The sequence below is a fragment of the Methylorubrum sp. POS3 genome (assembly GCF_043352485.1).
Classification (GTDB): Bacteria; Pseudomonadota; Alphaproteobacteria; order Rhizobiales; family Beijerinckiaceae; genus Methylobacterium; species Methylobacterium suomiense.
This window is the reverse complement of sequence record NZ_JAPRBT010000001.1, coordinates 3,349,777-3,375,458: the sequence shown is the minus strand read 5'-3', so window position 1 is coordinate 3,375,458 and position 25,682 is coordinate 3,349,777. Positions and strand designations below refer to the sequence as shown.

23 protein-coding genes are annotated in these 25,682 nt (G+C 70.9%); 13 read left to right on the top strand and 10 right to left on the bottom strand.

The window, feature by feature from the left end:
• Positions 1-159 precede the first annotated feature (159 nt).
• Positions 160-774 carry a winged helix-turn-helix domain-containing protein gene (locus OWC43_RS15615; protein WP_393957327.1) on the top strand — a complete coding sequence of 205 codons (615 nt, stop codon included), beginning with the start codon at positions 160-162 and terminating at the stop codon, positions 772-774.
• Between the two features lie 249 nt (positions 775-1,023).
• Here OWC43_RS15615 and OWC43_RS15610 read toward each other — a convergent pair whose 3' ends face one another.
• Positions 1,024-2,370, bottom strand: a complete 1,347-nt coding sequence (locus tag OWC43_RS15610; RefSeq protein WP_393957325.1) for a patatin-like phospholipase family protein — start codon at positions 2,368-2,370, stop codon at positions 1,024-1,026.
• Positions 2,371-2,850: 480 nt separating this feature from the next.
• Here OWC43_RS15610 and OWC43_RS15605 point away from each other — a divergent pair, with 480 nt between their 5' ends.
• The 3 genes from OWC43_RS15605 to OWC43_RS15595 all read left to right on the top strand — a co-directional run bounded on the left by OWC43_RS15605 (position 2,851) and on the right by OWC43_RS15595 (position 5,732).
• Complete coding sequence (locus OWC43_RS15605; RefSeq protein ID WP_137828260.1) at positions 2,851-3,900, top strand: CoA ester lyase; 1,050 nt, start codon at positions 2,851-2,853, stop codon at positions 3,898-3,900.
• A 24-nt stretch (positions 3,901-3,924) separates the two neighbouring features.
• The gene (gene hspQ, locus OWC43_RS15600) at positions 3,925-4,299 is read left to right on the top strand and encodes a heat shock protein HspQ (RefSeq protein ID WP_393957324.1); all 375 of its coding nucleotides are present in this window, start codon (positions 3,925-3,927) and stop codon (positions 4,297-4,299) included.
• A 164-nt stretch (positions 4,300-4,463) separates the two neighbouring features.
• Positions 4,464-5,732 carry a GGDEF domain-containing protein gene (locus OWC43_RS15595; RefSeq protein ID WP_393957323.1) on the top strand — a complete coding sequence of 423 codons (1,269 nt, stop codon included), beginning with the start codon at positions 4,464-4,466 and terminating at the stop codon, positions 5,730-5,732.
• 437 nt (positions 5,733-6,169) lie between these two features.
• Here OWC43_RS15595 and OWC43_RS15590 read toward each other — a convergent pair whose 3' ends face one another.
• The 3 genes from OWC43_RS15590 to rimO all read right to left on the bottom strand — a co-directional run bounded on the left by OWC43_RS15590 (position 6,170) and on the right by rimO (position 8,243).
• A complete protein-coding gene (locus OWC43_RS15590) occupies positions 6,170-6,580 on the bottom strand; it encodes a DoxX family protein (RefSeq protein ID WP_393957321.1) in 411 nt (136 codons plus the stop codon).
• A 12-nt stretch (positions 6,581-6,592) separates the two neighbouring features.
• Positions 6,593-6,778 carry a hypothetical protein gene (locus OWC43_RS15585; RefSeq protein WP_393957320.1) on the bottom strand — a complete coding sequence of 62 codons (186 nt, stop codon included), beginning with the start codon at positions 6,776-6,778 and terminating at the stop codon, positions 6,593-6,595.
• A gap of 118 nt (positions 6,779-6,896) precedes the next feature.
• Positions 6,897-8,243: a 30S ribosomal protein S12 methylthiotransferase RimO gene (rimO, locus tag OWC43_RS15580; RefSeq protein ID WP_238307738.1), complete on the bottom strand. Its 1,347-nt coding sequence runs from the start codon at positions 8,241-8,243 to the stop codon at positions 6,897-6,899.
• Between the two features lie 458 nt (positions 8,244-8,701).
• On the opposite strand from rimO, the gene pabB reads away from it, so the two are divergent.
• The 3 genes from pabB to OWC43_RS15565 are packed head-to-tail and all read left to right on the top strand — an operon-like array spanning position 8,702 to position 11,554.
• Positions 8,702-10,087, top strand: a complete 1,386-nt coding sequence (gene pabB, locus OWC43_RS15575; protein ID WP_393957319.1) for an aminodeoxychorismate synthase component I — start codon at positions 8,702-8,704, stop codon at positions 10,085-10,087.
• Complete coding sequence (locus OWC43_RS15570) at positions 10,084-10,710, top strand: aminodeoxychorismate/anthranilate synthase component II (protein WP_137828265.1); 627 nt, start codon at positions 10,084-10,086, stop codon at positions 10,708-10,710. The genes pabB and OWC43_RS15570 overlap by 4 nt, the downstream gene beginning before the upstream one ends.
• Positions 10,697-11,554 (top strand): aminotransferase class IV, encoded by an 858-nt coding sequence (locus OWC43_RS15565; protein WP_393957317.1) that lies wholly within the window; start codon positions 10,697-10,699, stop codon positions 11,552-11,554. Before OWC43_RS15570 ends, OWC43_RS15565 begins: the two co-directional genes overlap by 14 nt.
• 213 nt (positions 11,555-11,767) lie before the next feature.
• Here the strand turns inward: OWC43_RS15565 and pncA are convergent, their stop codons facing one another.
• The 4 genes from pncA to OWC43_RS15545 all read right to left on the bottom strand — a co-directional run bounded on the left by pncA (position 11,768) and on the right by OWC43_RS15545 (position 14,136).
• Positions 11,768-12,391 carry a bifunctional nicotinamidase/pyrazinamidase gene (gene pncA, locus OWC43_RS15560; protein WP_393957316.1) on the bottom strand — a complete coding sequence of 208 codons (624 nt, stop codon included), beginning with the start codon at positions 12,389-12,391 and terminating at the stop codon, positions 11,768-11,770.
• A gap of 188 nt (positions 12,392-12,579) precedes the next feature.
• The gene (locus OWC43_RS15555; protein ID WP_137828268.1) at positions 12,580-13,554 is read right to left on the bottom strand and encodes a quinone oxidoreductase; all 975 of its coding nucleotides are present in this window, start codon (positions 13,552-13,554) and stop codon (positions 12,580-12,582) included.
• Positions 13,555-13,669: 115 nt separating this feature from the next.
• A complete protein-coding gene (locus OWC43_RS15550; protein WP_393957314.1) occupies positions 13,670-13,894 on the bottom strand; it encodes a hypothetical protein in 225 nt (74 codons plus the stop codon).
• A gap of 26 nt (positions 13,895-13,920) precedes the next feature.
• Positions 13,921-14,136, bottom strand: a complete 216-nt coding sequence (locus OWC43_RS15545) for a hypothetical protein (RefSeq protein ID WP_137828270.1) — start codon at positions 14,134-14,136, stop codon at positions 13,921-13,923.
• A 300-nt stretch (positions 14,137-14,436) separates the two neighbouring features.
• Here OWC43_RS15545 and OWC43_RS15540 point away from each other — a divergent pair, with 300 nt between their 5' ends.
• Positions 14,437-15,666: an FAD-dependent monooxygenase gene (locus tag OWC43_RS15540; protein ID WP_393957313.1), complete on the top strand. Its 1,230-nt coding sequence runs from the start codon at positions 14,437-14,439 to the stop codon at positions 15,664-15,666.
• A 40-nt stretch (positions 15,667-15,706) separates the two neighbouring features.
• Here the strand turns inward: OWC43_RS15540 and OWC43_RS15535 are convergent, their stop codons facing one another.
• Positions 15,707-16,159, bottom strand: coding sequence for a DUF488 family protein (locus OWC43_RS15535; RefSeq protein ID WP_393957312.1), 453 nt, complete (start codon positions 16,157-16,159; stop codon positions 15,707-15,709).
• A gap of 198 nt (positions 16,160-16,357) precedes the next feature.
• On the opposite strand from OWC43_RS15535, the gene OWC43_RS15530 reads away from it, so the two are divergent.
• From OWC43_RS15530 to OWC43_RS15510, 5 genes are all read left to right on the top strand, one after another.
• Positions 16,358-17,209 (top strand): GH25 family lysozyme, encoded by an 852-nt coding sequence (locus OWC43_RS15530; RefSeq protein ID WP_137828273.1) that lies wholly within the window; start codon positions 16,358-16,360, stop codon positions 17,207-17,209.
• Positions 17,210-17,450: 241 nt separating this feature from the next.
• The gene (locus tag OWC43_RS15525; RefSeq protein WP_137828274.1) at positions 17,451-18,212 is read left to right on the top strand and encodes a Crp/Fnr family transcriptional regulator; all 762 of its coding nucleotides are present in this window, start codon (positions 17,451-17,453) and stop codon (positions 18,210-18,212) included.
• Positions 18,213-18,395: 183 nt separating this feature from the next.
• Positions 18,396-21,167 (top strand): PAS domain S-box protein, encoded by a 2,772-nt coding sequence (locus OWC43_RS15520; protein ID WP_393957310.1) that lies wholly within the window; start codon positions 18,396-18,398, stop codon positions 21,165-21,167.
• A 99-nt stretch (positions 21,168-21,266) separates the two neighbouring features.
• Complete coding sequence (locus OWC43_RS15515; RefSeq protein ID WP_137828276.1) at positions 21,267-21,695, top strand: response regulator; 429 nt, start codon at positions 21,267-21,269, stop codon at positions 21,693-21,695.
• A gap of 67 nt (positions 21,696-21,762) precedes the next feature.
• A complete protein-coding gene (locus OWC43_RS15510) occupies positions 21,763-22,284 on the top strand; it encodes a GNAT family N-acetyltransferase (protein WP_393957308.1) in 522 nt (173 codons plus the stop codon).
• Positions 22,285-22,462: 178 nt separating this feature from the next.
• Here the strand turns inward: OWC43_RS15510 and OWC43_RS15505 are convergent, their stop codons facing one another.
• Positions 22,463-25,603 carry an efflux RND transporter permease subunit gene (locus OWC43_RS15505; protein WP_393957307.1) on the bottom strand — a complete coding sequence of 1,047 codons (3,141 nt, stop codon included), beginning with the start codon at positions 25,601-25,603 and terminating at the stop codon, positions 22,463-22,465.
• Between the last annotated feature and the right edge of the window lie 79 nt (positions 25,604-25,682).

The following is a 25,682-nucleotide window of genomic DNA, read 5'->3' as shown; positions in this document are numbered from 1 at the left end:
CCCTGGGGGATCCCATGGGCCCTCCTACGGAATAGGAAGATATGGAACAGAGTTTCCGCATATTCCATTCTGATCCATGACGATCGGGTATTCCATTCTCTCCGCGATCCGCTATCTTCCCAACCTGTCCTTCCCGGGCGCAGTTGGAGTATTCGGAACATGGGGCTCTCGGAAGCGCAGGCCGAGGCGCGGCTGGCGGATCTGCGCCGCCGCCGCGACGCCCTCGAGCGGGAGATCGCCGACCTCGTGCTCTACCTCGAACTCGGCCGCCGCCTCGCCGGGCCGGCGGGGCAGGGGGACACAGACACGGGCACGGACAGGAATTTGGATCGGCATTCGGACGGGGATCGGGGCGAGGACAGGCATGGTCCCGCCCCGGTCCGTCCGCCCGCGGAGCCGGTCCGAGCCCCCGCCCCTCCGCCCGCGCCGCGAGCCCCGGCTGCGTTCGCCTCGCCACCGCCCTCCCCGCCTCCGGTCCCGGCGGACGCGCCGGTCATGCGGATGGAGGGCGAGCCCGGCCTGTCGGAGACGGTGCAGGCGCGCCGCTACGGCCGGGCGCTGATCGAGGCGGCGCTGGCCATTCTGGAGGAGGCCGGGCGCCCGCTCCATGCGAGCGAGATCTGGGCGCGGCTCGCCGAGCGGGATTTCGCGCTTCCGGGCGCCGACCCGGTGGCGGCGCTCAACACGCGGCTCTGGAAGCGCTCCGGCCCCGGCGGCCCGCTCCGCCGCCTGGGCGAGGCCGTCTACGCTCCGGGCGAGGCGGAGGAGGGGTGAGGCGCGCTCCGGCGGTGTCGAGGATGTCGATGCGGTGGCGACACGGATCGGTCGTCGCCCGCCGCATCGCCGAGCGATCCGGTCACGTCCCCCTCACGCCCTCGTCCTGAGCAATCGCGGCGGAGGGCGCCGGACAGGGCGTGCCGGGCCGGAACTCTCTTTGCGAGGCTTCCGCCTTCGGCTGCGCCCCCGAGGATGAGGGCGAAGGGCAGGGAGGGTCTTGGTGGCGAACCCCCTCCCCCCATCGCATCACCGCCCGGCGACGGCCCCCAACGCCCCCTCGGCGTGGCCCCCGTCCCGGTGGGCGCTGTCCGCGAAGGCGGTGCCGTCGCGGCCGAGCGCCCTTCCGTGGGCGAACAGGGCCTGCATGTAGGGCCGGTCGAACGGGCGCTCCGAGGTCTGGGTGAAGCGCGGGTCGATCAGGGCCACCTGGAGGTCGAGGCCGGTGCGCTGGGCGTAGGAGCGGGTCAGCGCCAGGGCCGCGCGGGTCTGCGCCTTGATCGCCGCGGACATGGTGCGGCCGAGCACCGAGAGCACCGAGCGGCCCGCCATCTGGAAGTCCGGCTCCAGCCGGTTGTTGACCACGAGATAGACCCGCGAGGTCGGCAGGATCAGCCGCGTCTCGCCCGCCACCGCCGCGGCGGGGGCGAGGAAGAACGGCCCCATGGCGCCGCCGTCGTCGTGCATCTCCTCGAAGGTCCTGTCCCCGCTGCGCGCCGGGATCAGCACCGGCGGGAACACGCCGGGCACGGCGGTCGAGGCCAGCACGATCTCGCGGAACAGCTTGAGGGCGCGGGGATCGCCGTTGGCGTTCAGCGTCGCGATCGCGCCCATGTCCCACAGGGTCGGCCGCTCGCTGTCGACCTGGGTGGTGGCGATCAGCAGGCGCCGACCCTTGGCATGCTCGGCCGCCACCGCCTTGAGCAGCGCGGGCGTCACCGAGCGCTCGATCCGCTCCTTGAGCGGCCACGTATCGGTGAGCGAATCCCGCGTCCCGCCGAACTCGAACACGTCGGCCGCCGAGATCTCGGTGTAGTTCTGCTTGAGGGCCTCGTCGGCCTGGGGCCCGACGAAGGCGAAGGGAGCGATCAATGCGCCGGTGGAGACGCCGGTGATGACGCCGAAATCCGGACGGTCGCCGCGCTCGCTCCAGCCGGCCAGCAGGCCCGCCGCGAAGGCGCCGTTCTCCCCGCCCCCCGACAGCACGAGCCAGGGATCGGAGGCCCTGTCGGCCGCCTCGATCAGCGCCGAGAAGGCCGCCGCGTCGTCGCCCGGGATGCGCACGGAGGCCGGCAGCCCCTCGGGCCGGGCCTTCGCGGCCTCGGCGGCGGTGTAATCCGGCCGCTCCTCGGGCGGCTTCTCCGCCTGTTTCTCGGCCTGTTTCTCGGGATGGCGCTCGATCATCTTCTTGGCCGACGACCGCTCGCCCGCGATGGCCGGTGAACCGAAGAGGGACGCGGCGAATCCGTGCGGGCCGACGCCCTGCACCGGTCCCACCGCCATGGCGGTGCCGAGCAGGGTGAGGGCGAGCCCCCGGCGCATCCGCCGGGCGGCGGGCCATCCCCGCGATCTGAAGTGTGAAATCCGTTCCGGCATCGACGCACGTCCCTCGACGGTGTTCGATCTGAGTGAACCCACGCGACGCCCGATCACCGGATGCCCCTCCCCGGCCCGTCGGACCGGTAGAAGTTTCGTGAATGCACTCGCCCGCCTCGGCCGGAAAACACGGCTCGGCCCCGACCGTTCCGAGCCGTCTTGTTTCGCCGGGCAAGCAACCTGCCCGAATCTGCGTCGATCCGGGCGCAGGCGCAGTGCGAAATCACACCCGAATCCTTGGCGAAATCTTTGGCTCTTTAACCGATGATCTTCGCGAACGGGAATTTGCGCAATGCTCGAATGCATTCGGTGCAGGGTTGTCCCCGAGATGATTGGATCCGGCGGGTCCATCCTCGGTGTGGTTACCGGGCCCGGACGGTGCCGCCGGCCGCCGGCCTCCGCCGAAAGCCCGGCTTTACGGCGGGGGGCGGGGTGCTCTAACCGGTTCTCCAGACGCCAAATCCGGAGCGAAGACATCCGATGAAACTGCCCCGCCGCTTCTTCCAGCCGCTCGCCGCGGGTGCGCCCGAGCCGTTCCGGGAATTGCCGATCAAGCTCGAGCGGATGATCCACTTCGTGCCGCCGCACAACGACAAGGTCCGCGCCCGCGTGCCGGAGCTCGCCAAGACCGTCGACGTGGTGCTCGGCAACCTGGAGGACGCGGTCCCGGCCGATCAGAAGGAGGCGGCGCGCAAAGGCTTCGTCGAGATGGCCAAGGCCACCGATTTCGCGGCCTCCGGCACCGGCCTGTGGACGCGCATCAATGCGCTGAACTCCCCCTGGATCCTCGACGATCTGTTCACCCTCGTCGCCGAAGTCGGCGACAAGCTCGACGTGGTGATGGTGCCGAAGGTCGAGGGCCCCTGGGACATCCACTACATCGATCAGCTGCTCGCCCAGCTCGAGGCGCGCCACGGCGTCAAGAAGCCGATCCTCGTCCACGCCATCCTCGAGACGGCGGAAGGCGTCGCCAATGTCGACGCCATCGCCTGCGCCTCCCCGCGCATGCACGGCATGAGCCTCGGGCCCGCCGATCTCGCGGCCTCGCGCGGCATGAAGACCACCCGCGTCGGCGGCGGGCATCCGGACTACAAGGTGCTGTCCGACCCGAAGGGTGACGCCGAGCGCGCCTCCGCCCAGCAGGATCTCTGGCACTACACCATCGCCCGGATGGTCGATGCCTGCATGGCCAACGGCATCAAGGCGTTCTACGGCCCGTTCGGCGATTTCTCGGATTCGGCGGCCTGCGAGGTCCAGTTCCGCAACGCCTTCCTGATGGGCTGCGCCGGCGCCTGGACGCTGCATCCGAGCCAGGTGGCGCTCGCCAAGACCGTGTTCGCCCCCGATCCGGACGAGGTGAACTTCGCCTCCCGCATCGTCGAAGCCATGCCCGACGGGACCGGCGCGGTGATGATCGACGGCAAGATGCAGGACGATGCCACCTGGAAGCAGGCCAAGGTCATCGTCGACCTCGCCCGCCTCGTCGCCGACAAGGACCCGGACTTGGCCAAGGTCTACAATCTGCCCTGATCGTCGCGGAGAATCGGCTTCGCGATGGCAGGAAGCGGGCGCGAGACCTATCTGTCGGTCATGACCCAGACCAGCATGAGAACCGCGAAATTCGGCCTCGGTGCGGTGGTCCGGCATCGGATCTACCCGTTCCGGGGCGTGGTGTTCGACGTCGATCCGGAATTCGCCAACACCGAGGAATGGTGGCTCGCGATTCCGGAGGACGTCCGGCCGCGCAAGGACCAGCCGTTCTACCACCTGCTCGCCGAGAACGCCGACAGCGAGTACGTCGCCTACGTCTCCGAGCAGAACCTCGTGCCCGACACCTCCGGCGAGGCGCTGCGCCATGCCGGCATCCCCGAGGTGTTCGAGCGCGACGCCGATGGCGGCTACCGGATGCGGCTCGGCCACGCCAACTGAGCGGCGACCGAATTCCACCCCCGAATCCAGCAGGGTGACGCGCGTCCGGCGGTGAATCCGGCTGTCCGGGCATGCCGGTACTGTCTTCGGGCGGGCCGGGGAACGGTTTTTCAAACGTTCCCCGCTAGGCGAGCGCGGGATATCACCGTTGCCTGAAGAGCCCGATGCCGATCGATGCGCTCACCATGCTGTTCATGACGCTGGGCATCGCGGCGGTCGCCGCGGTGTTCCTGGCCGTGGAATGGCGCGCGCTGCGCAACCCCGCTTTGCTGTTCTGGAGTGCGGGCTTCGCCACCATCGTCCTCGGCTGCTCGATTTCGCCCCTGCGCGCGACCTCGTTCCTCCTCGGGGTCTGGTTCGCCAACGGACTTCTCGTCTGCGCCCACCTCCTGTTCCTCGCCGGCGCGACGCGCTTCGCGGGGCGGCGGACCGGGCCGCTGCCCTGGGCCCTGCTCCTGCCCTGGGGCGCCCTGCTGCTCCTGCCCGAAACCATCGACCGCACGCCGGCCTTCGCCGTCGCCAATGCGGGGCTCGTGGCGACCGCCTCGCTCGCCACCGCGCACCGCCTCCTGTCGCGGGCCCAGGCCTTCCCCGACCGGACGAGCGCGTCGGATGCGCTGGGCGCGGTCTTCCTCGTCCATGGCGGCTTCTACGTGCTGAAGGCGGGGCTCGCCCTCGTGCCCGGCGCCTTCGTCAGCCTCGTCGGCTTCAAGGGCGTGATGATCCAGATCTCCCTGTTCGAGGGCGTTCTGGTGGTGGTGCTCCTCGCCCTGCTGATGGCGGCCTCGGCCCGGCGGCGTCGGGAGGAGGAGATGGCGGCGCTCGCCGAGCGCGATCCCCTCACCGGGGCCTTCAACCGCCGGGCCTTCGAGAGTCGGGCGGATGCCGCCCTGCGCGGGGCCGGGACGCGGCCGGGCGCCCTGCTGCTCCTCGACATCGACCGCTTCAAGGGCGTCAATGACGGCTTCGGCCATCTCGTCGGCGACCGCCTCCTCGTCGCGCTGACGGGGGTGCTGAGTGAGACCCTGCCCCGGGCGGCGGTGCTGGGCCGGCTCGGTGGGGACGAGTTCGCCATCCTCGTCCCCGACATCGCGCCGAGGGACGTGCAGGATCTCGGGGATGCGGTCCGTGCCCGCTTCGCCGCCAGGGGCGCCGCGATGCCGGATTGTCCGGTGCGGGCGAGTGTCAGCATCGGTGCCGCCCTGTTCGCAACGGGCGCGCTTGCGCGGGCGTCCGGCCTCGCCGCCCTCGTGGCCTGCGCCGACGCTGCCCTCTACGAAGCCAAAAGCCGGGGCCGCGACCGGCTCTGCCCGCGCGACTTCGGACCGCTCGCGCCCGACGACCTATCGAGAGGGATCGTCCCTCAGGCGGGACGCCGGTCGGATCCGCGCGAGGCGTCCGGGCCCCTGCCCCGGACCTGCGAGAGGGCCTAGAGCATCGGCCCGAAAGGTGGGAGCCGGTGCGCGGCGTCAGCTGCCCTTCCGTGGCGGGCGCGGCGCCTTCGGCTTCAACCGTTCCACGATCCGCTCGATGGCGCGCTCGACGGCCGATTGCTCCGGGCGGGGCGGCTCGTCCTCCCCGTCCCGCGTTGGTCTGGTCCGGCTCGGGTCGCGGCGCTTCGGCATGGGCCAAGGCTAGACGGCGTCACACCTCGATCGCCAGCGCCCTTTACGCCCCGCGCACCGCCCAAAACGGATTTTCCTCAGGAAAAGACCTGCTCATATTTGGAATTATGCTCAATAAACCGTGGCGATGACGAGTTTTCATGCCTCGCCGATCGGCTCTGCTGGTCAGAGTGAGCGAGCGGGCAAGGCGTTGCAAGCAGTGGCCGGACGGGATCCGGTGATGCGCGGATCCTGGGATGAAGGGATCACCGGATCCGGCGATCCCGGAACGGCCAGTCGATCACCCGGCTCGCGTAGAGCGCCCACCACACCATGACCGGTTGAAAGGCCAGACGGGGTCCGTGGTACCACCATGTGTCCGGGATCGGCGGCACGGAGATGCCCTCGACCGCGTGCTTGATGTTGGCCGGGAACACGCAGACCGCGTAGAGCGCGAGGCCGATCCCCGCCGCCTGCCGCAGCCGGCGCGTCATGAGCGCCAACGCCGCCGCGATCTCGCACAGGCCCGTGCCGATCACCACGAGGCGCGGCTGCGGGACCCAGTCCGGCATGATCGGCAGGAACTGGTCGGTGGCGACGAGATGCACCGCGCCGATGAATCCGTAGAGGCCGATCAGGCCGTAGCGCAGCAGGCGGCGGTCGTCCCCGTCGGTCATGGCCGGGCGGGATCAGGCGGAGCGGTCGGGCTTCGGGGGCTCGGGCGTCTCCCCCGCGGGCGATGACCCGCGGGCGGCCTCTTCGGCCTCGGTCCCGGCGCGCTCCATCGGCCCCGGCTGGGATGTGATGCGGCCCGTCACCGGATCCTTGGGCGAGACCGCGGCCTGGTTGGTCTGGTCTCGCTGCTCGTCGGCCATGCGCGTCCCCGTCCGGTTGTTGCTCCGGTCGGAGAACGCGTCTCGGCCAAAGGCGGTTCGCTGCGCCCGCCCCGGAAGGGACCGGCCCGACAATCCGGGATCTCTCCGGACCGATGCGTCAGACCACGATGCCGTGCAGGTCGTGGGCCTCGGCGCGCTCGATCTTCACGGTGACGATGTCGCCCGGCCGCACCGGACGACGGGAGGCGACGTGGACCGTGCCGTCGATCTCCGGCGCGTCGGATTTCGAGCGCCCGCGCGCCACGGTCGGGCCGGTCTCGTCGATGATGACGGGGATGCGCTTGCCGACCTTCGCCCGCTGGAGCCGGAGCGAGACCGTTTCCTGGGCGGCCATGAAGCGGCGCTTGCGCTCGGCCTTGACCTCCGGCGGCACGGCCGCGCCGAGATCGTTGGCGGTCGCGCCCTTCACCGGCTCGTACTCGAAGCAGCCGACCCGCTCGAGCCGGGCCTCCTTGATCCACTCCAGGAGTTCCTCGAACTCCTCGTCGGTCTCCCCGGGGAAGCCGACGATGAAGGTCGAGCGGATGGCGAGGTCCGGGCAGGTCTCGCGCCAGCGCCGGATGCGCTCCAACTGGCGCTCTTGGTTGCCCGGCCGGCGCATCCGCTTGAGCACCGAGGGGCTCGCGTGCTGGAGCGGCATGTCGAGATACGGGAGGACCTTGCCCTCGGCCATCAGCGGGATGACCTCGTCGACATGCGGGTAGGGGTAGACGTAGTGCAGCCGCACCCAGGCCCCGAGCTCCCCGAGTTCCTTGGCGAGGTCGTAGAAGCGGGCCCGCACCTCGCGGTCCTGCCAGCGGCTCGTAGCGTAGCGGGTGTCGAGCCCGTAGGCCGAGGTGTCCTGCGAGACGACCAGGAGTTCCTTCACGCCGGCTTTGACCAGCTTCTCGGCCTCGCGCAGCACGTCCGCCGCGGGGCGGCTGACGAGATCGCCGCGCAGCGACGGGATGATGCAGAAGCTGCAGCGATTGTTGCAGCCCTCCGAGATCTTCAGATAGGCGTAGTGGCGCGGCGTCAGCTTGACGCCCTGCGGCGGGATCAGGTCGAGGAACGGGTCGTGGGCCGGCGGCACCGCCTCGTGGACGGCCGCCACCACCGATTCGTAGGCCTGCGGACCGGTGACCGCGAGCAGGTTCGGATACTTTTCGCGGATCTCCTCCGGCTGCGCGCCCATGCAGCCGGTCACGATCACCCGGCCGTTCTCGGCCATGGCCTCGCCGATCGCGTGGAGCGACTCCGCCTTGGCCGAATCGAGGAAGCCGCAGGTGTTGACGATGACGACGTCCGCCCCGTCGTGGCGGCGCGACAGCTCGTAGCCCTCGGCGCGCAGATGGGTGAGGATGCGCTCGGAATCGACCAAGGCCTTGGGGCAGCCCAGCGACACGAACGAGATCCGCGGCGCGGCGGCGCCCTTGGTGTCCGAGGGGGAGGCGGTGGCGGTCATGACGGCTCGTCGTGGGCGGCGCCTCGCTGGGAGGGCCCGGGCATGTCGCGAAAATGGCGGTGAGGCCGCCGATATAGCCGCATTGGGGCGCAGTTGCGAGCGGAGCCGTACGGGATGCGGGAGGCCGACGCGGTTCCCCCGCCGCCCTGTCGGCACCGCCTCGCAATGACGCAGCGGACGCCCCTCACCGTGATCGCGGCCCTACGCCGGAGCCATCCGGGCCGTCCACTTCACTTCGTAAATCGGTATTGACAAGCAATGATAGTAGCTTGTGACAATTTCTTCATCCAAGGCGTTAGTCGTCGGTGAGGCGGGGCGCATACCCCTCCCGCAGGCCCGGAACATGCGAGGCGATTGACGGCACGCCGTCGGACGCCCTTGGGTGGGGACGGCGCCGTCGCGACGCACGCCGAGGCGCGATCCGAGGCGCCATCTTTGGCACGACACCCTAGAAGACGATGGTCTGGACTCGCGCGATTCCCTTCCTCGACCCGGTCGCGGCGGCTGCCCGCCTCGCCCGGCTGCCCGGACTCGCCTTCCTCGACAGCGCCATGCACCACGACACGCTCGGCCGCGTCTCGGTGCTGGCCGCCGACCCGTTCGGCCGCTTCCGTTTCCGCGAGGGCCGCGCCACCCTCGACGGGCAGGCCGTGCCGGGCGCGCCGCTCGAGGCCCTGCGGGCCTGCCTCGCGCCCTACCGGCTCGCCCCCCAGCCGGACCTGCCGGCCTTTCCCGGCGCGGCGATCGGCTATTTCGCCTACGATCTCGGCGCGAGCCTGGAGCGGGTCGTCCCGCCCGCCCGCCGGGCCGGGCTGACCGACGACATCGCCTTCAACCTCTACGACACGCTGCTCGCGGTGGATCACGGCAGCGGCACCTGCCTCCTGATCGCCACGGGCTTCCCGGAGACCGACCCCGGGGCCCGGAGGACCCGCGCGGAAAAGCGGCTCGACGCCTTCGCCGCCCTGCTGGCCGAGCCCGCCGAGACAGCGCCCGACGGGGCCGCGCCCAAGCTCGCGTGGCGCACGAATCTATCGCGAGAAGCCTATGAAAAGGCTGTCGAAACCGTCAAGGATTACATCCGCGCGGGCGACATCTATCAGGCCAATATCGCCCAGCGCTTCGTCGCCGACCTGCCGCCCGGCTTCGATCCCTTCGCCTTCTACCGTCGCCTGCGCGCGACCAACCCCGCCACCTTCGGGGCCTATCTCGATGTCGACGGTCTGACGGTCGCGTCCTCCTCGCCGGAGCGCTTCCTCAAGCTGCAGGGGCGCGCGGTCGAGACGCGGCCGATCAAGGGTACGGTGCGGCGCGATCCCGATCCCGCCCGCGACGCCGAGGTCGCCGCCGCGCTCCAGGCCAATCCGAAGGAGCGGGCCGAGAACATCATGATCGTCGACCTGCTGCGCAACGACCTGTCGCGGGTCTGCGAGGCCGGAAGCGTGCGGGTGCCGGTCCTGTGCGGGCTGGAATCCTATGCCGGCATCCACCATCTCGTCTCGGTGGTCACCGGCACGCTCCGCGAGGAGGCCGACGCCCTCGACCTCATCCAGAAGACCTTTCCCGGCGGCTCGATCACCGGCGCGCCGAAGCTCAGGGCCATGGACATCATCACCGAGATCGAGGGCGACGCGCGGGAGCTCTATTGCGGGGCGATCGGGGCGCTCGGCTTCGACGGGTCGCTCGACACGTCGATCGCGATCCGCACCGTGTTCATGGACGATGCCCAGGCCGTGCTCCAGGCCGGCGGCGGCGTGACGCTCCTGTCCGAGCCCGGTCCCGAATACGAGGAGACGCTGACCAAGGCCGCCCGGGTCTTCGCCGCGTTCGAGGAGGCCCCGTGATCCTCGTCGTCGACAATTACGATTCCTTCGTCTTCAACGTCGTGCGCTACTTCGAGGAGCTCGGCGAGACGGTCGACGTCGTGCGCAACGACGCCCTCGACGTCTCGGGCATCCGCGCCCGCGCCCCCGAGGCCGTGGTGATCTCGCCGGGACCCTGCACCCCGGCGGAGGCGGGCGTCAGCCTGCCGGCGATCCGCGAATTGTCCGGCGAAGTGCCGATCCTCGGCGTGTGCCTCGGCCATCAGGCGATCGGCGCGGCCTTCGGCGGACGGGTCGAGCGGGCCGGGCGCCCGCTCCACGGGCAGGCCACGCCGATCCGGCACGGCGGGGAGGGCCTGTTCGCGGGCCTGCCGCAGCCGATGCAGGTCGGGCGCTATCATTCGCTGATCGTGACGCCGACGCCGGAGATGGAGCGGCAGCTGTCCGTCGATGCCGTCTCGTCGGAGGGCGAGGTGATGGCCCTGTCGCATCGGGCGCACCCGACCTGGGGCATCCAGTTCCATCCGGAATCGGTGCTGACCGAGAACGGCCACGCGCTGTTCGCCAATTTCCTGAACGGCGCCCGCGCGTGGCGGGCGGGGCAGGGCCGGCCGCGCACCAGGGTGGCCGATGCTGTGGTGTGACGGGCGCCTCGTCGAGGGCGGCACCCTCCCCTTCGACATGGGCGACCGCGGGCTCCTGCTCGGCGACGGCGTGTTCGACACGGCGCTGGCGGTGCAGGGCCGGATCGCCTTCGAGACCGCCCATATCGGCCGCCTCGTCGCCGCCGCCGCGACGCTCGGCTATCCCGCCGACCCGGAACGGATCCGCGCGGCGATGCGTGCCCTCGCCGAGGGCCTGCCGCTCGCGGCGATCCGCACGACGCTGACCCGCGGCTCCGGCCCCCGCGGCCTCGCCCCTCCCGCGGAGCCCGCGCCGTTCCTGTTCGCGAGCGCCGCCCCGGCGCGGCCCGGCCTGTTCTTCGCGCCCCTGCGGCTCCTGCCGACGGCGATCGCCCGCAACGAGACCTCGCCCGCCGCCCGCCTCAAGACGCTCGGCTATCTCGACGCGGTGCTCGCCGCCCGCGCCGCCGCCGCCGCCGGGTTCGACGAAGCGTTGTTCCGCAACACGCGGGGGCGCGTGGCCTGCGCCGGGACCGGCAATCTCTTCGCATGGATCGGGGACGCGCTCGTGACGCCGCCCGCGGAGGAGGGCGTGCTGCCGGGCATCGTCCGGGCCGAGATTCTGTCGAGGATCGCGCCGGGCCTCGGCCTCGCCGTCGAGGAGCGCCCGCTCCTTCCCTCCGAACTGGAGCGGGCGGAGGCCGTGTTCGTCACCAACTCCCTGCGCCTGATCGCCCCCGTCGCGGCCATCGGCACGACGACCTACGACAGCGCCGGACACGCGACCGTGCGGCGGTTGTCGGACGGGTTGCGCGCGGCGGTGGCGGCCTCGTGCGGCGTCGCGCCGGATGCCGTGACCCCCTGATCCGAGGATGACGGGATCACAGGATCGCGGGACGCCGTGATCCTCCCATTCCATGCGTCCCATCCATCCCCCCTCATCCTGAGGTGGCGGCGCGGAGCGTCGCCCTCGAAGGAGGGCTCCAGGGATCGCGCGAGACGCTGGAGCCCTCCTTCGAGGCCGCTTCGCGGCACCTCAGGATGAGGGGGATGGGTGGACGTGTGGGAGGCGGGTCGTTCAGACGAGATCGGCGCTCGTCACCCGCTGCACCCCCGCCCGCTCCATCTCGGCGAAGGCCTGCGCCGTGCCGTCGCGGTCGATGCCGCGCACGGCGTCCTCGATCACGTAGGTCTCGAACCCGGCGGCGCGGGCGTCGAGGGCCGACCAGAGGACGCAGTAATCGGTGGCGAGGCCGGCCAGGAACAGGCGGGTCAGACCGCGCTCGGTCAGGTAGCCGGCGAGCCCGGTGCGGGTCCGCCGGTCGGCCTCGAGGAAGGCGGAGTAGCTGTCGACCCCCGGGTGGTGGCCCTTGCGGATCACCAGTTCGGCCCGTTCCGCCTGAAGGCCCGGGGCGAGGGCGGCGCCGGGCGTGCCCTGCACGCAATGGTCCGGCCAGAGCCGCTGCTCGCCGTAGGCCATCGCCACGGTGTCGAAGGGCCGGTGGCCCGCATGGCGCGAGGCGAAGGAGGCGTGGCCGGGCGGGTGCCAATCCTGCGTCAGCACCACGTGCGGAAAGGCGGCGGCCAGCCGGTTGATCGGCCCGATCACGGCATCGCCCTCGGGGACCGCCAGCGCCCCGCCGGGCAGAAAATCCGCCTGTACGTCGATGACGAGCAGGGTGTCGGTGGGTTCGCGCCGCATGCCAAGTCCAAACCCGAGTCCGGGGTGACGGAGCGCCCTGCCATCCGAGGGAGGCGGGGCGCCGCGCCGTGCCCAGGATGGTCGCATGGCCCGCGCGCGCGCCGGAATCCCCGCCGCCCGCATGGGTCCCCTGCACGGGCTCCCCTGCCCTGCGGCGAGGTTAGTGGAGCCCGGATCGAGGAAGCCCCTTACGGCGTCATCACCGTGGCGCCCGTGGTCTGCCGGTCGGCCAGATCGCGGTGCACCTGCGCCGCGTCGGCGAGCTTGGCGCGGGCATGGATCGGGATCTTCACCGCCCCGCTCGCCACGACCTCGAACAGCTCGGCGGCGTTGGCGTCGAGCTGTTCGCGGGTGGCGATGTGGGTGAAGAGGGTGGGGCGGGTGGCGTAGAGCGAACCCTTGGCGGCCAGGATGCCGATGTCGAACGCCTCGATCGGGCCCGAGGCCGAGCCGAAGCTGGCGAAGACGCCGCGGGGGCGCAGGCAATCGAGGGAGGCCGGGAAGGTCGCCTTGCCGACGCCGTCATAGACGACCGGAACCCCCTTCCCGCCCGTGATCTCCTTGACCCGGGCGGCGAAGTCCTCGTCGCGGTAGAGGATGACGTGGTCGCAGCCATGGGCGCGGGCGAGGTCGGCCTTCTCCGAAGTGCCGACGGTGCCGATCACGGTGGCGCCGAGATGCTTGGCCCATTGCGTGGCGATGAGGCCGACGCCGCCGGCGGCGGCGTGGAACAGGATCGTGTCGCCGGGCTGCACCCGATAGGTCAGGCGCAGCAGGTAATGGGCGGTGAGGCCCTTCAGCATCATCGCGGCGGCGGTCTCGTCGGAGATCGCGTCGGGCACGTGGACGACGCCCTTGGTGTCGACCACGACCTCCTCGGCATAGGTGCCGACGGCGCCGGCATAGGCCACGCGCTCGCCGACGCGGAAATCGGTCACGCCCTCGCCCAGGGCATCGACGACGCCCGCGCCCTCCTTGCCGAGGGTGAAGGGAAGGCCCGCGGCCTTGTACTGGCCGGAGCGGAAGTAGATGTCGATGAAGTTGACGCCGATGGCGGTCTGGCGGACGCGGATCTGACCGGGGCCGGGCTCCGGCGTCGGGATGTCCTCGTAGACCATCGCCTCGGGGCCGCCATACTCGTGCACCCGGATCGCCTTCGGCATCGCGCTCTCTCCGTCCCTGTCGTCCGGCCCTCTCGGATGCCGGACATATCGGGCGCGGCGGCGGCGGCAAGCACTTTCGCGCGGATCGGCGCGGGATTCGGCCGACGGCCCTGCCCTATCCCTCCCGCACGGCGACGCGCATCCCCGTGCCGGACAGGCAGCGGCGAATGCGTTCGGCGATCTCGGGCGTCAGCTGATGGACATGGACATGCATCGTCGCGGTGTCCTCCGGCCGCACGCTCACCCGGTAGCGCAGGCCCTCTTCGCGCATCTGCCGCAGCAGGTTGGTGCTCGCCGTGGTCATCGCCGCGATGTGCTGCTCGATCAAATCTGGCCGCATGCCGGGCGTCGCTCCTCTGATGCCGCTCATCCGCGTCCCTGGCCGCCCGCCGAGGCCGTCGGCCGTGCCTCGGCATGGCCCTCGCCCGCCGCATCGGAGCCGTCGTCCCGGGGCGGGCGCACCTGACGGACCGGGGGGAACAGGTGGGACAGGCCCTGCGCCACGCCCACGAGCACGGGATCGTAGGGCGAGCCGAAATCGGCCGAGGTGACCTCGGGCCGGGCAGTGATGAATGTCCGCACGGTTACGCCCCCTCAGACGTCTGCTCCGCGCCCTGTGTCGCGCGCGATTCCGCTGTGTCGTCCGGCCCGGGTCGCCGCTTCCGGCGAGCCGACAACATAAGTTGCCAATTCGCCCGGGCGGATTTGGTTTCATCGCGTCGCGTCGTCTTGTCGCCGCCGCGGCCTCGCCGGCGCTCTCGGTCCGGGGGTCGCGCGCCCTTGACCCGGCCGGTGCGCAACCTCTGTTAGGAAGGGAGCGGCCACCCTCCCCCGTTGCCGGCTTTGCCGCCCTCTTGCGCCGCCCCAAGGAGCCCTGTCGCCGTGACGGTCCCGGTTCAGACTCGCGCCCTCCCCGCCGTCCCGCCCCGCTTCGAGGCGGCGGTGGTCGGCGCCGGGGCGGCCGGGCTCGCCGCGGCCCTGGCGCTCGCCCGCGACGGGGTGGCGACCGCCCTGGTCGGGCGCCACGCTCCGGTCGCCGACGGGCGCACCGTCGCGCTGCTCGACGGCTCGGTGCGGCTGCTCGCGGCGCTCGGGGCCTGGGCCGAGATCGCCCCGCACGCGGCGCCGCTCGCCGAGATGCATCTGATCGACGACACCGGCAGCCTGTTCCGCCCGCCGCCCGCCCGCTTCTCCGCGACCGAGATCGGCCTCGACGCCTTCGGCCGGAACGTCGAGAGCGCCCGCCTCGTCGAGACCCTGCGCCGGCAGGCCCGCACCACCCCCGGCCTGACCCTGTTCGAGGCGGATTCCACCGGGATGCAGACCGGACCGGACGCGGCGATCCTCACCCTGACGGACGGGCGCAGCCTCGCGGCCCAGCTCGTCGTCGCGGCCGACGGGGGGCGCTCGCCGCTGCGGCAGGCGGCGGGTCTGCGCACCCGCGAATGGTCCTACCCGCAGGCGGCGCTGACGACCCTGCTCGCGCATGAGCGGCCCCACCGCGACGTCTCCACCGAGTTCCACACCCGCAACGGGCCCTTCACCCTGGTGCCCCTGCCCGGCGGGCACCGCTCCAGTCTCGTCTGGGTCACCGGCGAGCGGGCGGCCAAGCGCCTGTCCGGCCTCGACGACGCGGCGTTGGCGGCGGCGGTGGAGCATCAGGCCCGCTCGATGCTCGGTGCCATGCGGATCGACGGGCCGCGCGGCCTCGTGCCGATGCGCGGGCTCTCGGTGGCGAGCCCGGTGGGCGAGCGGCTCGCCCTGATCGGCGAGGCCGCCCACGTCTTCCCGCCGATCGGCGCGCAGGGGCTCAATCTCGGACTGCGCGACGCCGCCGCCCTGCGCGACGCCGTCCTCTCCGCCCGCGAGGCCGGGCGCGATCCCGGCACCGCCGCCGCGCTCGCGGGCTTCGCCCGGGGCCGCGGCATCGATGCCCGCCTGCGCGGGGCCGCGGTCGACATGCTCAACCGCTCGCTGCTCACCGATCTCGTGCCGGTCGATGCCCTGCGCGGGCTCGGCCTCGTCGTCCTCTCCTCGATCGCGCCCCTGCGCCGCCTCGTCATGCGCGAGGGCGTGCAGCCGCGGCTCGGAGCGCCCCGGCTGATGCGGTGAGGGTCCGGGATCCCGGCCTCTCCGTCACCGGCGGCGAGGGTCACAGAAAATCGCCGTAGAGATCGACGGTCTCGAAGCCCCGTTCGCGCAGGCGCTCGGCCAGCACCCGCCGATGGCAGCGGGCGGGGTCGCGCTCGAAGCAGAGCAGGCAGGTGGGGGCGCGGGCGGCGAGTTCGGCCAGCCCGTCGAGGGCCAGCCCGCCATCGGCGGTGTCGAGCACCTCCTCGCAGTAGATCCGACGCATCAGCCCGGCATCGTGGGCCCGGGCGGCCTCGCGACCGGATTTCGGGGTGCCGAGACTCCGGAAATGCGCGTAGCCGAGGCCGGCCTCCTCCAGGCCCGCCTTGAGCGCGCCCTTCGAGAAGCCGCGCTTGCGCGAATTGGCCACCGCGCGCACGTCGGCGAGGATGGCGACGCCCGCCTCCTTGAGCGCGGCGTGCAGCCGCTCCGGGGCGAGGCCTTCGTATCCGATGGTAAACAGAGTGTAGCGCATGGGACGCTGGCTCGAAAAATCAGAGGGCGCAATGAATTAAGCCGGAGCATCGCCCCGTCCTGGGCCGCTCGTACCGGCCTATGTGCCCGGCTTGCAACGTGTTCCGGAAATCCGCCGCAATGCTGGCAAAGCTCTGTTAACCGCCCGCAGGGCATCGAATACCCATTGATTTCGCACGCGGGAAGTGGCGGGCCGTCGATGTCGCAGGACACCGGGTATACCTCTGAACGCCGTGCGGCCTCCCGCACCTGGCTGAAGCGGGGGCTTGCCGCCCTTCTGCTCTCCGGGCTCGCGGCCTGCGCCTCGCAGAACGACTTCTACCCCACCAAGGGCGACGTGAAGCCCCATCCGGGGGTGGCCAAGGCCAAGAACCACCCGATCCAGGGCATCGACATCTCCAAATGGCAGGGCCCGATCGATTGGGCCTCGGTGAGGAGCGCGGGCACGCAGTTCGCCTTCATCAAGGCGACCGAGGGCGGCGACCATGTCGACGAGCGGTTCCGCGAGAACTGGGACGGGGCGGGCCGGGCCGGCGTGCCGCGGGGCGCCTATCACTTCGTGTTCTGGTGCCGCTCGGCCGAGGACCAGATGGCCTGGTTCAAGAAGAACGTGCCGAACGATCCGACCGCCCTGCCCCCGGTGCTCGACGTGGAGTGGAACGGGCATTCGGCCAAGTGCCCGAAGAAGCTGCCCAAGGCCCAGGCCCTCGCCATGACCCGCTACATGCTGGAGGAGATGGAGCGCTACACCGGCAAGCGGCCGATCATCTACACCGACATCACCTTCCACAAGGACGTGCTGGAAGACGAACTGCCCGACTATCCCCACTGGGTCCGCTCCACCGCGGCCGAGCCGGAGCAGCGTTACGCCAACCGCAAGTGGATGCTGTGGCAGTTCACCTCGACCGGCCGGGTGCCCGGCGTGCGCGGCGACGTGGACCGCAACGCCTTCTACGGCAGCCCGAAGGAATGGGCCTCCTTCCTCGCCACCGATTGCGATCCGCGCGACCACCGGCATCTCGCCTCGCAGGGATTGTGCACCGAGAAGTAGTAGGGCAGAAAGCGGGCGCGGTCGGCTGCGCGCCCGACGCGGGCGACGGGGGACGTCGGGGCGGATGCCCGGACGTCAACCTATGTTGTCGCCGGGCGTGATCGCGGGCCTATCGAATGCGATGAGGCGGTGCAGCGCGGGATTTTTCGCGTCCGGCGAAGATTTTGTCTACTTGTAGACAGACGTCGGGGCGGGGCTCGCGCTAGGAGCGCCGCATCCCCCGACGGACTCGAGCCTGTTCATGCCTTCGGCCCTGGAGCGCTGCTTCGAAGGCAACCTCCTTCTGAAATCCCTGCAGCCCGAGGATCGCGCCCTGCTGCTGCCGCATGCCGAGCGGCTCGAATATCCCCGCGGCGCCACTTTGTTCGCGGCGGGGCGCGAGGTCGATTTCATCAGCTTCCCCCTCGACCAGACGGTCGTGACGCTTCTCATCTCGATGATCGACGGGCGCAGTGCCGAGACCGCCACGATCGGCCGGGAGGGGGCGGTCGGCGGCGTGGTCAGCAATGGCGGCCTTCCCGCCTCGACCCACGCCCTGGTGCAGATCGCCGGTCCGGTGCTGCGGATGGATTCGGCCCGGCTCCAGGAGGCCAAAAGGCGCTCCGAGAGCCTGCGCAACCTGTTCACCCGCTACTCGGATTGCCTGCTCGCGCAGGTGCTGCAATCGGTGGCCTGCAACGCCCTCCACCCGATCGAGGAACGCTGCCTGCGCTGGCTGCTGACCCTGCAGGATCGGCTGGCGAGCGACGTTCTGCCGATCACCCAGGAATCGCTGGCGGCGATGCTCGGGGTCCAGCGGACCTACCTGACGCGCATCCTCAGGATGCTGCAACAGCAGGGACTGATCGAGGTCGGGCGCGGGCGCATCACCATCTTGGACCGGGCCGAGACCGAAGCGGTGGCCTGCGAGTGCCATTCCTGCGTCAAACGTCATTTCGAGACGGTGCTGGGTGCGGTCTATGCTCCAAATGGTCGCCTTGTTGCGATCGACCCACCCACCTAAAGCGCTGCCTGCCGGGATGACGCAGCCGTCGGACGAACATCTCGCGCGCGGCGGCCGTTGCGAACAGGAGCCGGGTCGCCGAGCCCGCGGCGAACGGGATGAAGGGGCGAACCGCGACCATGATCGAGGCCAGGATCAAGGTCATGACCGAGGTCGTGACATGCAGCGAGCCCGTCCACGCCGATGAGCCCCTTGCCTGACGCCTCCGTCGCGGCCGGATTCGCCGAGAGGCGCGCCGCGCTCGCGCGCTACGGCATCCTCGACACGCTGCCCGAGCAGGATTTCGACGATGCGGTCGCCCTCGCCGCGCAGCTCTGCGCCGCGCCGACCGCCCTCGTCAGCCTCGTCACCGAGGACCGGCAATGGTTCAAGGCGCGGCTCGGGTTCAGCGCCCCCGAGACCGGCCTCGACCGCTCGGTCTGCTCGCACACGCTCGGCCTGCGCGACGTCCTCATCATCCCCGATCTCGCCGCGGATGACCGCACCCGCACCAACCCCCTGGTCACGGGGGCGCCGGGGATGCGCTTCTACGCGGGCGCGCCGCTGATCACGCCCGAGAATGTCGCGATCGGAGCCCTGTGCGTGCTCGACGTGGTGCCCCGGCCCGAGGGCCTGAGCCCGGCTCAGAAGGCGGGACTGGCGGCGCTCGCCCGTTCGGTGATGACCAAGTTCGAGCTGCGCCGGGCGGCCCTGTCCCGCCGGGCGGAGATCGCCGCGCTGGCCGAGAGCGAGCTGCGCCTGCGGCTCGCCGTCGAGGCGACCGGCATCGGCACCTTCGACTACGACCTCACCGCGAACACGCTGCGCTGGGACGGGCGCACCCGCGCCCTGTTCGGGGTCGGCCCGGACGTTCCGGTGAGCTACGAGGGCAGCTTCCTGCCGCGCATTCACCCCGAGGACCGGGCGCGGACCGACGCCGCCGTGCGCGCCGCCCTCGATCCCGACGGCCCCGGCCGGTTCGATTGCGAGTACCGCACGATCGCTTCCGACGGCACGGTGCTCCACCGCGTCGCCGCCCGCGGCGCCCTCGTCGCGGAGGAGGGCCGGGCGCTCCGCTTCGTCGGCACGGTGCGCGACGTGACCGCCCAGCGCGCCGCCCTGGGGGCGCTTGCCGCCACCGAGGAGCGGCTGCGGCTGGCCACCCGGGCCACCAACGACGCCATCTGGGACTGGGACCTCGTCGCGGACCACGTGATGTGGAACGAGGCGCTGGAGGTGGCCTATGGCTGGACGCCGGAGACGGTCGAGCCCACCGGCCGCTGGTGGCTCGACCGCATCCACCCGGACGACCGGGCCCGAATCGAGGCCGATATCCGCTCCATCATCGACGGGACCGGCCATGACTGGCGCCACGAATACCGGTTCCGCCGTCGGGACGGGACCTATGCCGAGGTGTTCGACCGCGGCTCGATGGTGCGCGACGCCCGGGGAGAGCCCCTGCGGATGATCGGCGCCATGCTCGATCTGACCGAGCGCAACCGCGTCTCGGGCCAGCTCCGGGCGGTGTTCGAGGGCGCCAATGTCGGCATCGTCCAGATCGACCCGCGCACGCTGGTCGCGCTGGAGGTGAACGCCAAGCTCTGCACGATCTGGGGCGCGGAGGAATCCGACATCGTCGGCCATTCGGTGGCGAAATGGACGCCGCTGGAGGATACGGACGAGCGCGACCGCCTGCACCGTCGGTTGGCGGCGGGCGAGATCATGCGCGAGACCCTGGAGAAGCGCTATCGCCGCAAGGACGGGCGCCTGATCTGGGGCCGCGTCAACCTCGTCTCGCAGGTGAACGGCGACGCCCTGCTGACCACCGCGATGATCGAGGACATCACGGAGGAGAAGCGGGTCGAGACCCGCCAGCGGGCCCTGATCGAGCTCGGCGACCGCCTGCGCGATGCCTCCGACGCCGCCGAGGTCTCCGGCATCGCCGCCGCGATCCTCGGGCGCACGCTCGGCCTGTCGCGGGCGGGTTATTCCGCCATCGAGCCGGCCACCGGCCGGTTTCGGATCGAGCGCGACTGGACCGACGGGGCGTCGAGCCTCGCCGGAAGCCATCCCCTCGATCTCGTCCCGGCGACGATGGCGCGCCTGCGGCAGGGCGAGATCCTCGTGATCGCCGATGTCGCCGCCGATCCGGCCCTGGCGCCGGATGCGACGAGCTATGCCGGGCTCCTCACCCGCGCCCAGATCAAGGTGCCGCTGCTGCGCCGGAGCGAACTCGTCGGCCTGCTCTTCGCCCATGCCGCCGAGCCCCGTACCTGGGAGCCGGGGGAGATCGGCTTCGTGCGGGAAGTGGCCGACCGGGTCTGGGCGACCCTGAGCCGGCTCCAGGCGGAGGAGCAGCAGCGCGTCCTCAACCGCGAGCTGAGCCACCGCCTCAAGAACACCCTGACCATGGCCCAGGCCATCGCCTCGCAGACCCTGCGCAACGTCACCGATGTCGGCTCGGTGAAGGAGGCGCTGGTGGCCCGCCTCGTGGCGCTCGGCAAGGCGCACGACATCCTGCTCTCGGGGGAGGGCGAGGGGGCGGGGCTGGAAGCGGTGCTCGCGGGTGCGCTCGCCATCCACGACGACGGCGAGCCCGACCGCATCCGCCTGTCGGGGCCGGCGATCGAGGTCGGCCCCAAGGCCGCGCTGTCGCTCTCGCTGATGATCCACGAACTCGCCACCAACGCCGCCAAGTACGGCGCCTTCTCGGTGCCCGGCGGGCGCGTCGGCCTGGAATGGACCATCGAGACCGGGCCGGAGGGCAGGGCAGGCCCCGACGCCCTCGTCCGCATGGTCTGGACCGAGAGCGGCGGCCCCCCGGTCGCGGTGCCGTCGCGCAAGGGCTTCGGGTCGCGCCTGATCGAGCGCGGCCTGTCCGGGGCCGTCGGCGGCGAGACCCGGACCGACTATGCGCCCGACGGCGTCGTCTGCCGCATCACCGCGCCGCTCGGAGGGCTCCTCGAGAAGGAATGAGGGGCCCGGCGCCCCGGGCCGGCGCGGTATTTCCACGCTCGCGCGGCAACGAACCGGCGTCTCGCCGCTTGTCGCAGGGATCCGGCCCGAGGAACCCCGATGGACGAGACCGCCTCCCCTGCCGAATCCTCGCCCCGCGGTGACGGCGCGGGTCCGCTCGCGCTGATCGTCGAGGGCGATGCGATCCAGCGCATGGGAACGGTGGATTGCGTGGCGGCGGCGGGCTTCGCGGTGATCGAGGCGTGGAACGGCCCGACGGCCTTGCGCCAGATCGAGCGGCATCCCGACCTGCGCCTCGTCGTCATCGACGCCGACCTCGCCGATCCCGACGGACGCTTCGCCCTGGTCCACACCGTGGCCCATCGCCGGCCCCGCCTCGTCCTCGTCGCGGTCTCGGCGGGTCCGGCACCGGAGCCGGACGCCCTCCCCCGCGCCGTGCGCTTCGCGGCCAAACCCCTGACGGCGGCGCTCGCGCAGGCGATCCGGGACGGGTTAGGGACATCCTCCGTCGCGCCCTCACCGCGCTGAGACGCCGGCTTCGGGGCGCCGGGCGGTACCAGAGACGGAACTTAGGACGTCCCCTGAGCGGATCCCCGTGATCGAAGTGACATCGTCGGCGGAGTGGCAGCCGTTGCGGGCGGCGGACATGGCGCGGGTCGACGCGATCGCGGGGCAGATCCATGCCGGTCTGCCGGAGCGGCCCGCGGTGCTGGCGGAGAAGCGCGACCTCTCCCCCGCCACCTGCCTGAAGCTCGTGCTCGACGGGTCGATCGTCGGATACGGGCTCGCTCACCCGTGGATCCTGCACGATGTGCCGCCGCTCGACGCATTCCTGACCGCGCTGCCGCCGTCGCCGAGCTGCCTCTACGTCCACGACGTCGCGATTCTTTCCGAAGCGCGCGGCCGGCAAGCCGCCGCCCACTACATCGCCAGCCTCACGGCGCAGGCGCGCGTCTTCGGGATCGCGCATCTCGCCTGCGTCTCGGTCTACGGCACCGTCGGATTGTGGGCGGGGCTCGGCTTCACGGTGCGGGACGATCCGGGTTTGCGGGCGAAGCTGTCGAGCTACGGCGACAGTGCCCGGTACATGACGGCGAGGATTCGAGAGACCGTCTGACCGGCTCGCCCCCCAACCCCCTCATCCTGAGCTGCCCCTTGCCTCGGCAAGGGGCCTCGAAGGAGGGCTCCAACTCGCTGAGCGATCCCTTGTGAGCCCTCCTTCGAGGCTCCGCCTTCGGCTGCGCACTTCAGGATGAGGGGGGGTGGGATGGCGCTGCGGTGAAGTCCCTCGAACGTCACTCCGCCGGGACCGGCCGCCCCTCCCCGCTCTCTGCCGTCTTCGCTTCGCCCCGCAGCCGCTCGGCGGCGATGTAGAACACGGGCGTGACGAACAGGGTCAGGATGGTGGCCACCACGAGGCCGCCGATCACCACTGTGCCCATGGAGAGCCGGGCATTGGCGCCCGCCCCGCTGGCGATGGCGAGCGGCACGGCGCCGAGGATGAAGGCGAAGGAGGTCATCAGGATCGGGCGCATGCGCATCCGGGTGGCGTGCTTGGCCGCCTCCAGCGCGTCCTCGCCCTTGGCTCGCAATTCCTCGGCGAAGGACACGAGCAGGATCGAGTTCTTGGCGGCCAGTCCGACGAGGAGCAGCAGCCCGATCTGCCCGAACACGTCGAGGGGCATGTCGCGCAGGGCCAGGAAGCCGATCGCGCCGAAGATCGCGAGGGGCGTGGCGAGCAGGATCACGAGGGGCAGGCGCACCGACTCGTACTGCCCGGCGAGGAAGCAGAAGATCATGAACACGCCGAGCCCGAAGATGAGCGGCGCGAAGCTGCCGGCGATCTTCTCCTGGTAAGCCACCTCGGTCCACTCGATCGAGAAGTTGCGCGGCAATTCGGAGGACAGGCGCTCGACCGCCTCCAGGATCGTGCCGGAGGAGGAGGTCGGCTCGATGGTGATCGCCACCTCGATCGCCGGATAGGTGTTGTAGGACAGGACCGCCGTCGGTCCGGTGGTGAACTTCGCCTGGACCAGCGAGCCGAGGCGCACCGGCTGCCCCTCGGCGTTCAGGACGGTCAGCGCCTCCAGATCCTGGAACACGCGGCGGCCCGAGGCCTCGCTCTGGACATAGACCTGGTAGACGAAGCCGAAGCGGTTGAAGAGGTTGACGAAGCTCGACCCGACATAGGTGCCGAGCGCCTCGAACAAGCGCGAGAGCGGCACGCCGAGCTGCTCGGCCTTGGCCCGGTCGATGTCGAGGCGGATCTGCGGCACGCCCCATTCGGTGGTCGGCGTCGCCCCGCTGACGCCGGGCAAAGCCTTGATCTTCTCGATGAACGCGTTGGCTGTCTTGGCGAGTCCGAGGCCGCCATTGCCGGAGCGGTCCTGGATTTCGAGCGTCAGGCCGCCGCGGCTGCCGAGGCCGGGGAGCGGCGAGGGATTGGCGATGCGCACCTGCCCGTCGGGATCGTGCTTGAAGCGCTCCTCCATGTCGCGGATCAGGTCGTTCACGGTCGTCGTGCGTTCGTCCCAGGGCTTCATCACCGGGATGTTGAAGCCGTAGAACGGGGCCACCGTGTCGGCGAGGAACGAGCGGCCGGACACGCCGATGGTGTGGTCGACATCGTCGCGGGCGCGCAAGACCTCGCCGAAGCGGGCGTTCATCGCCTCGGTGCGCTGGACCGAGGCGCCGAGCGGCATCGCCACCTCGGCGTAGAGATAGCCCTGGTCCTCCTCCGGCACGAAGCCGGTCGGGCGCTGCATCAGGAGCAGCGCCGTCGCCCCGGCAAAGAGCGCGAAGACGACGAGCGTCAGCACGACGCGACGCGACAGGAACCCGATCGACGCGACGATGAAGCCCGCAATCCGCTCCAGGGCGGTGTTGAACCAGTCGAGCGGGCGCTGCCACCACGGGCGCCGGTATCCGTGCTCGTGCGGGCGCAGCAGCAGCCCGCAGAGCGCCGGCGTCAGGGTGAGCGAGACGATCGCCGAGATCAGCACCGAGATCGCGATGGTGAGCGCGAATTGGTTGTAGAGCTGGCCGGTCAGCCCCGGGATGAAGGCCACCGGCACGAAGAGCGCCGCGAGCACCAGGGTCGTGGCGATGACCGGCCCGCCGACCTCGTTGACGGCCGCCCGCGCGGCGGGCTTGGGGTCCTGCCCCTCCGCCATCAGCCGCTCAGTGTTCTCGACGACGATGATGGCGTCGTCCACCACCAGCCCCACCGCCAGCACGAGGCCGAGCAGGCTCAGGGTGTTGAAGGAGAAGCCGAGGAGCGCCATCGGCCCGAAGGTGCCGATCAGCGCCACCGGCACGGCGATGGTCGGGATCAGCGTCGCGCGCCAGTTCTGGAGGAACAGATAGGTGACGACGGTGACGATCAGGATCGCCTCGATCAGCGTCCGCACCACCTCGTAGATCGCTTCCTTGACGAACTCGGTGGAATCGAGCGCGATCTTGTAGTGCAGGCCCGGTGGAAACCGCTTGGCGAGATCCGCCATGGTCTCGCGCGTCCCGTTCATCACGTCGACCGCATTGGCGTCGGGGTTCTGGAAGATGCCGAGCGTCGCCGCCTGCTTGCCGTCGAAGTTCGAGGTGACGCCGTATTGCTCGGATCCGAGCTCCACCCGGCCGACATCGGCGACGCGCACCACCGAGCCGTCGGCATTGGCCCGCAGGACGATGTTGGCGAATTCCTCCGGCTTCACCAGCCGGCCCTTGGTGACGAGTTGCAGCTCGAACGGCGTCGCCCGGTCCATCGGCAGCTTGCCGAGCGAGCCGGTGGTCACCTGCGCGTTCTGCGCCTGGATTGCCTGGAGCACCGTCTCGGTCGCCATGCCGAGCGCTTCCATCCTGGCCGGGTCGAGCCAGACGCGCATGGCATAGCGCATGTTCGAGAAGTTGAGGATGCGGCCCATGCCGGTGACCCGGCGCAGGGGCTTGATCACCTGGGTCTCGGCGTAATTGGCCAGGAACAGCTCGTCGAAGCCGGTGCCCTCGTCGGCGTAGAGCACGACGTTGCCGAGGCGCTGGCGCGAGGACTTCTGGATTTCCAGACCTTGGTCGCGGACGGCCTGGGGCAGTTTGGCTTCCGCCCGGCTCGAGCGGGTCAGCACCTCGGCGGCGGCGGCATCGAGATTCGAGCCGACTTCGAAGGTGGCGTCCACCGAGACGCTGCCATCGGCCGAGGAGGTCGACTGGATGTAGATGAGGCTCGGCGCCCCGTTGATCTCCTGCTCCAGCGGGATCGCGATCGATTCGTAGGCCTGCTGGGCGGAGGCGCCCGGATAGGTCGCCTGGATGTTGACGACGGGGGGCGCGATCTCCGGATATTGCGCCACTGGCAGGGTCAGCCCGGCGACGACGCCGATCGTCGTGATGATGATCGAGATCACCGCGGCGAGGATCGGCCGGTCGACGAACGTGGCGAACATGGGCCGGGCGCGTCTCCGGAATTGTTTTACACGAGGCAGCGAAGAGTCCGCGTGCAACGTCTTGGGCTTCAGCGTGTTC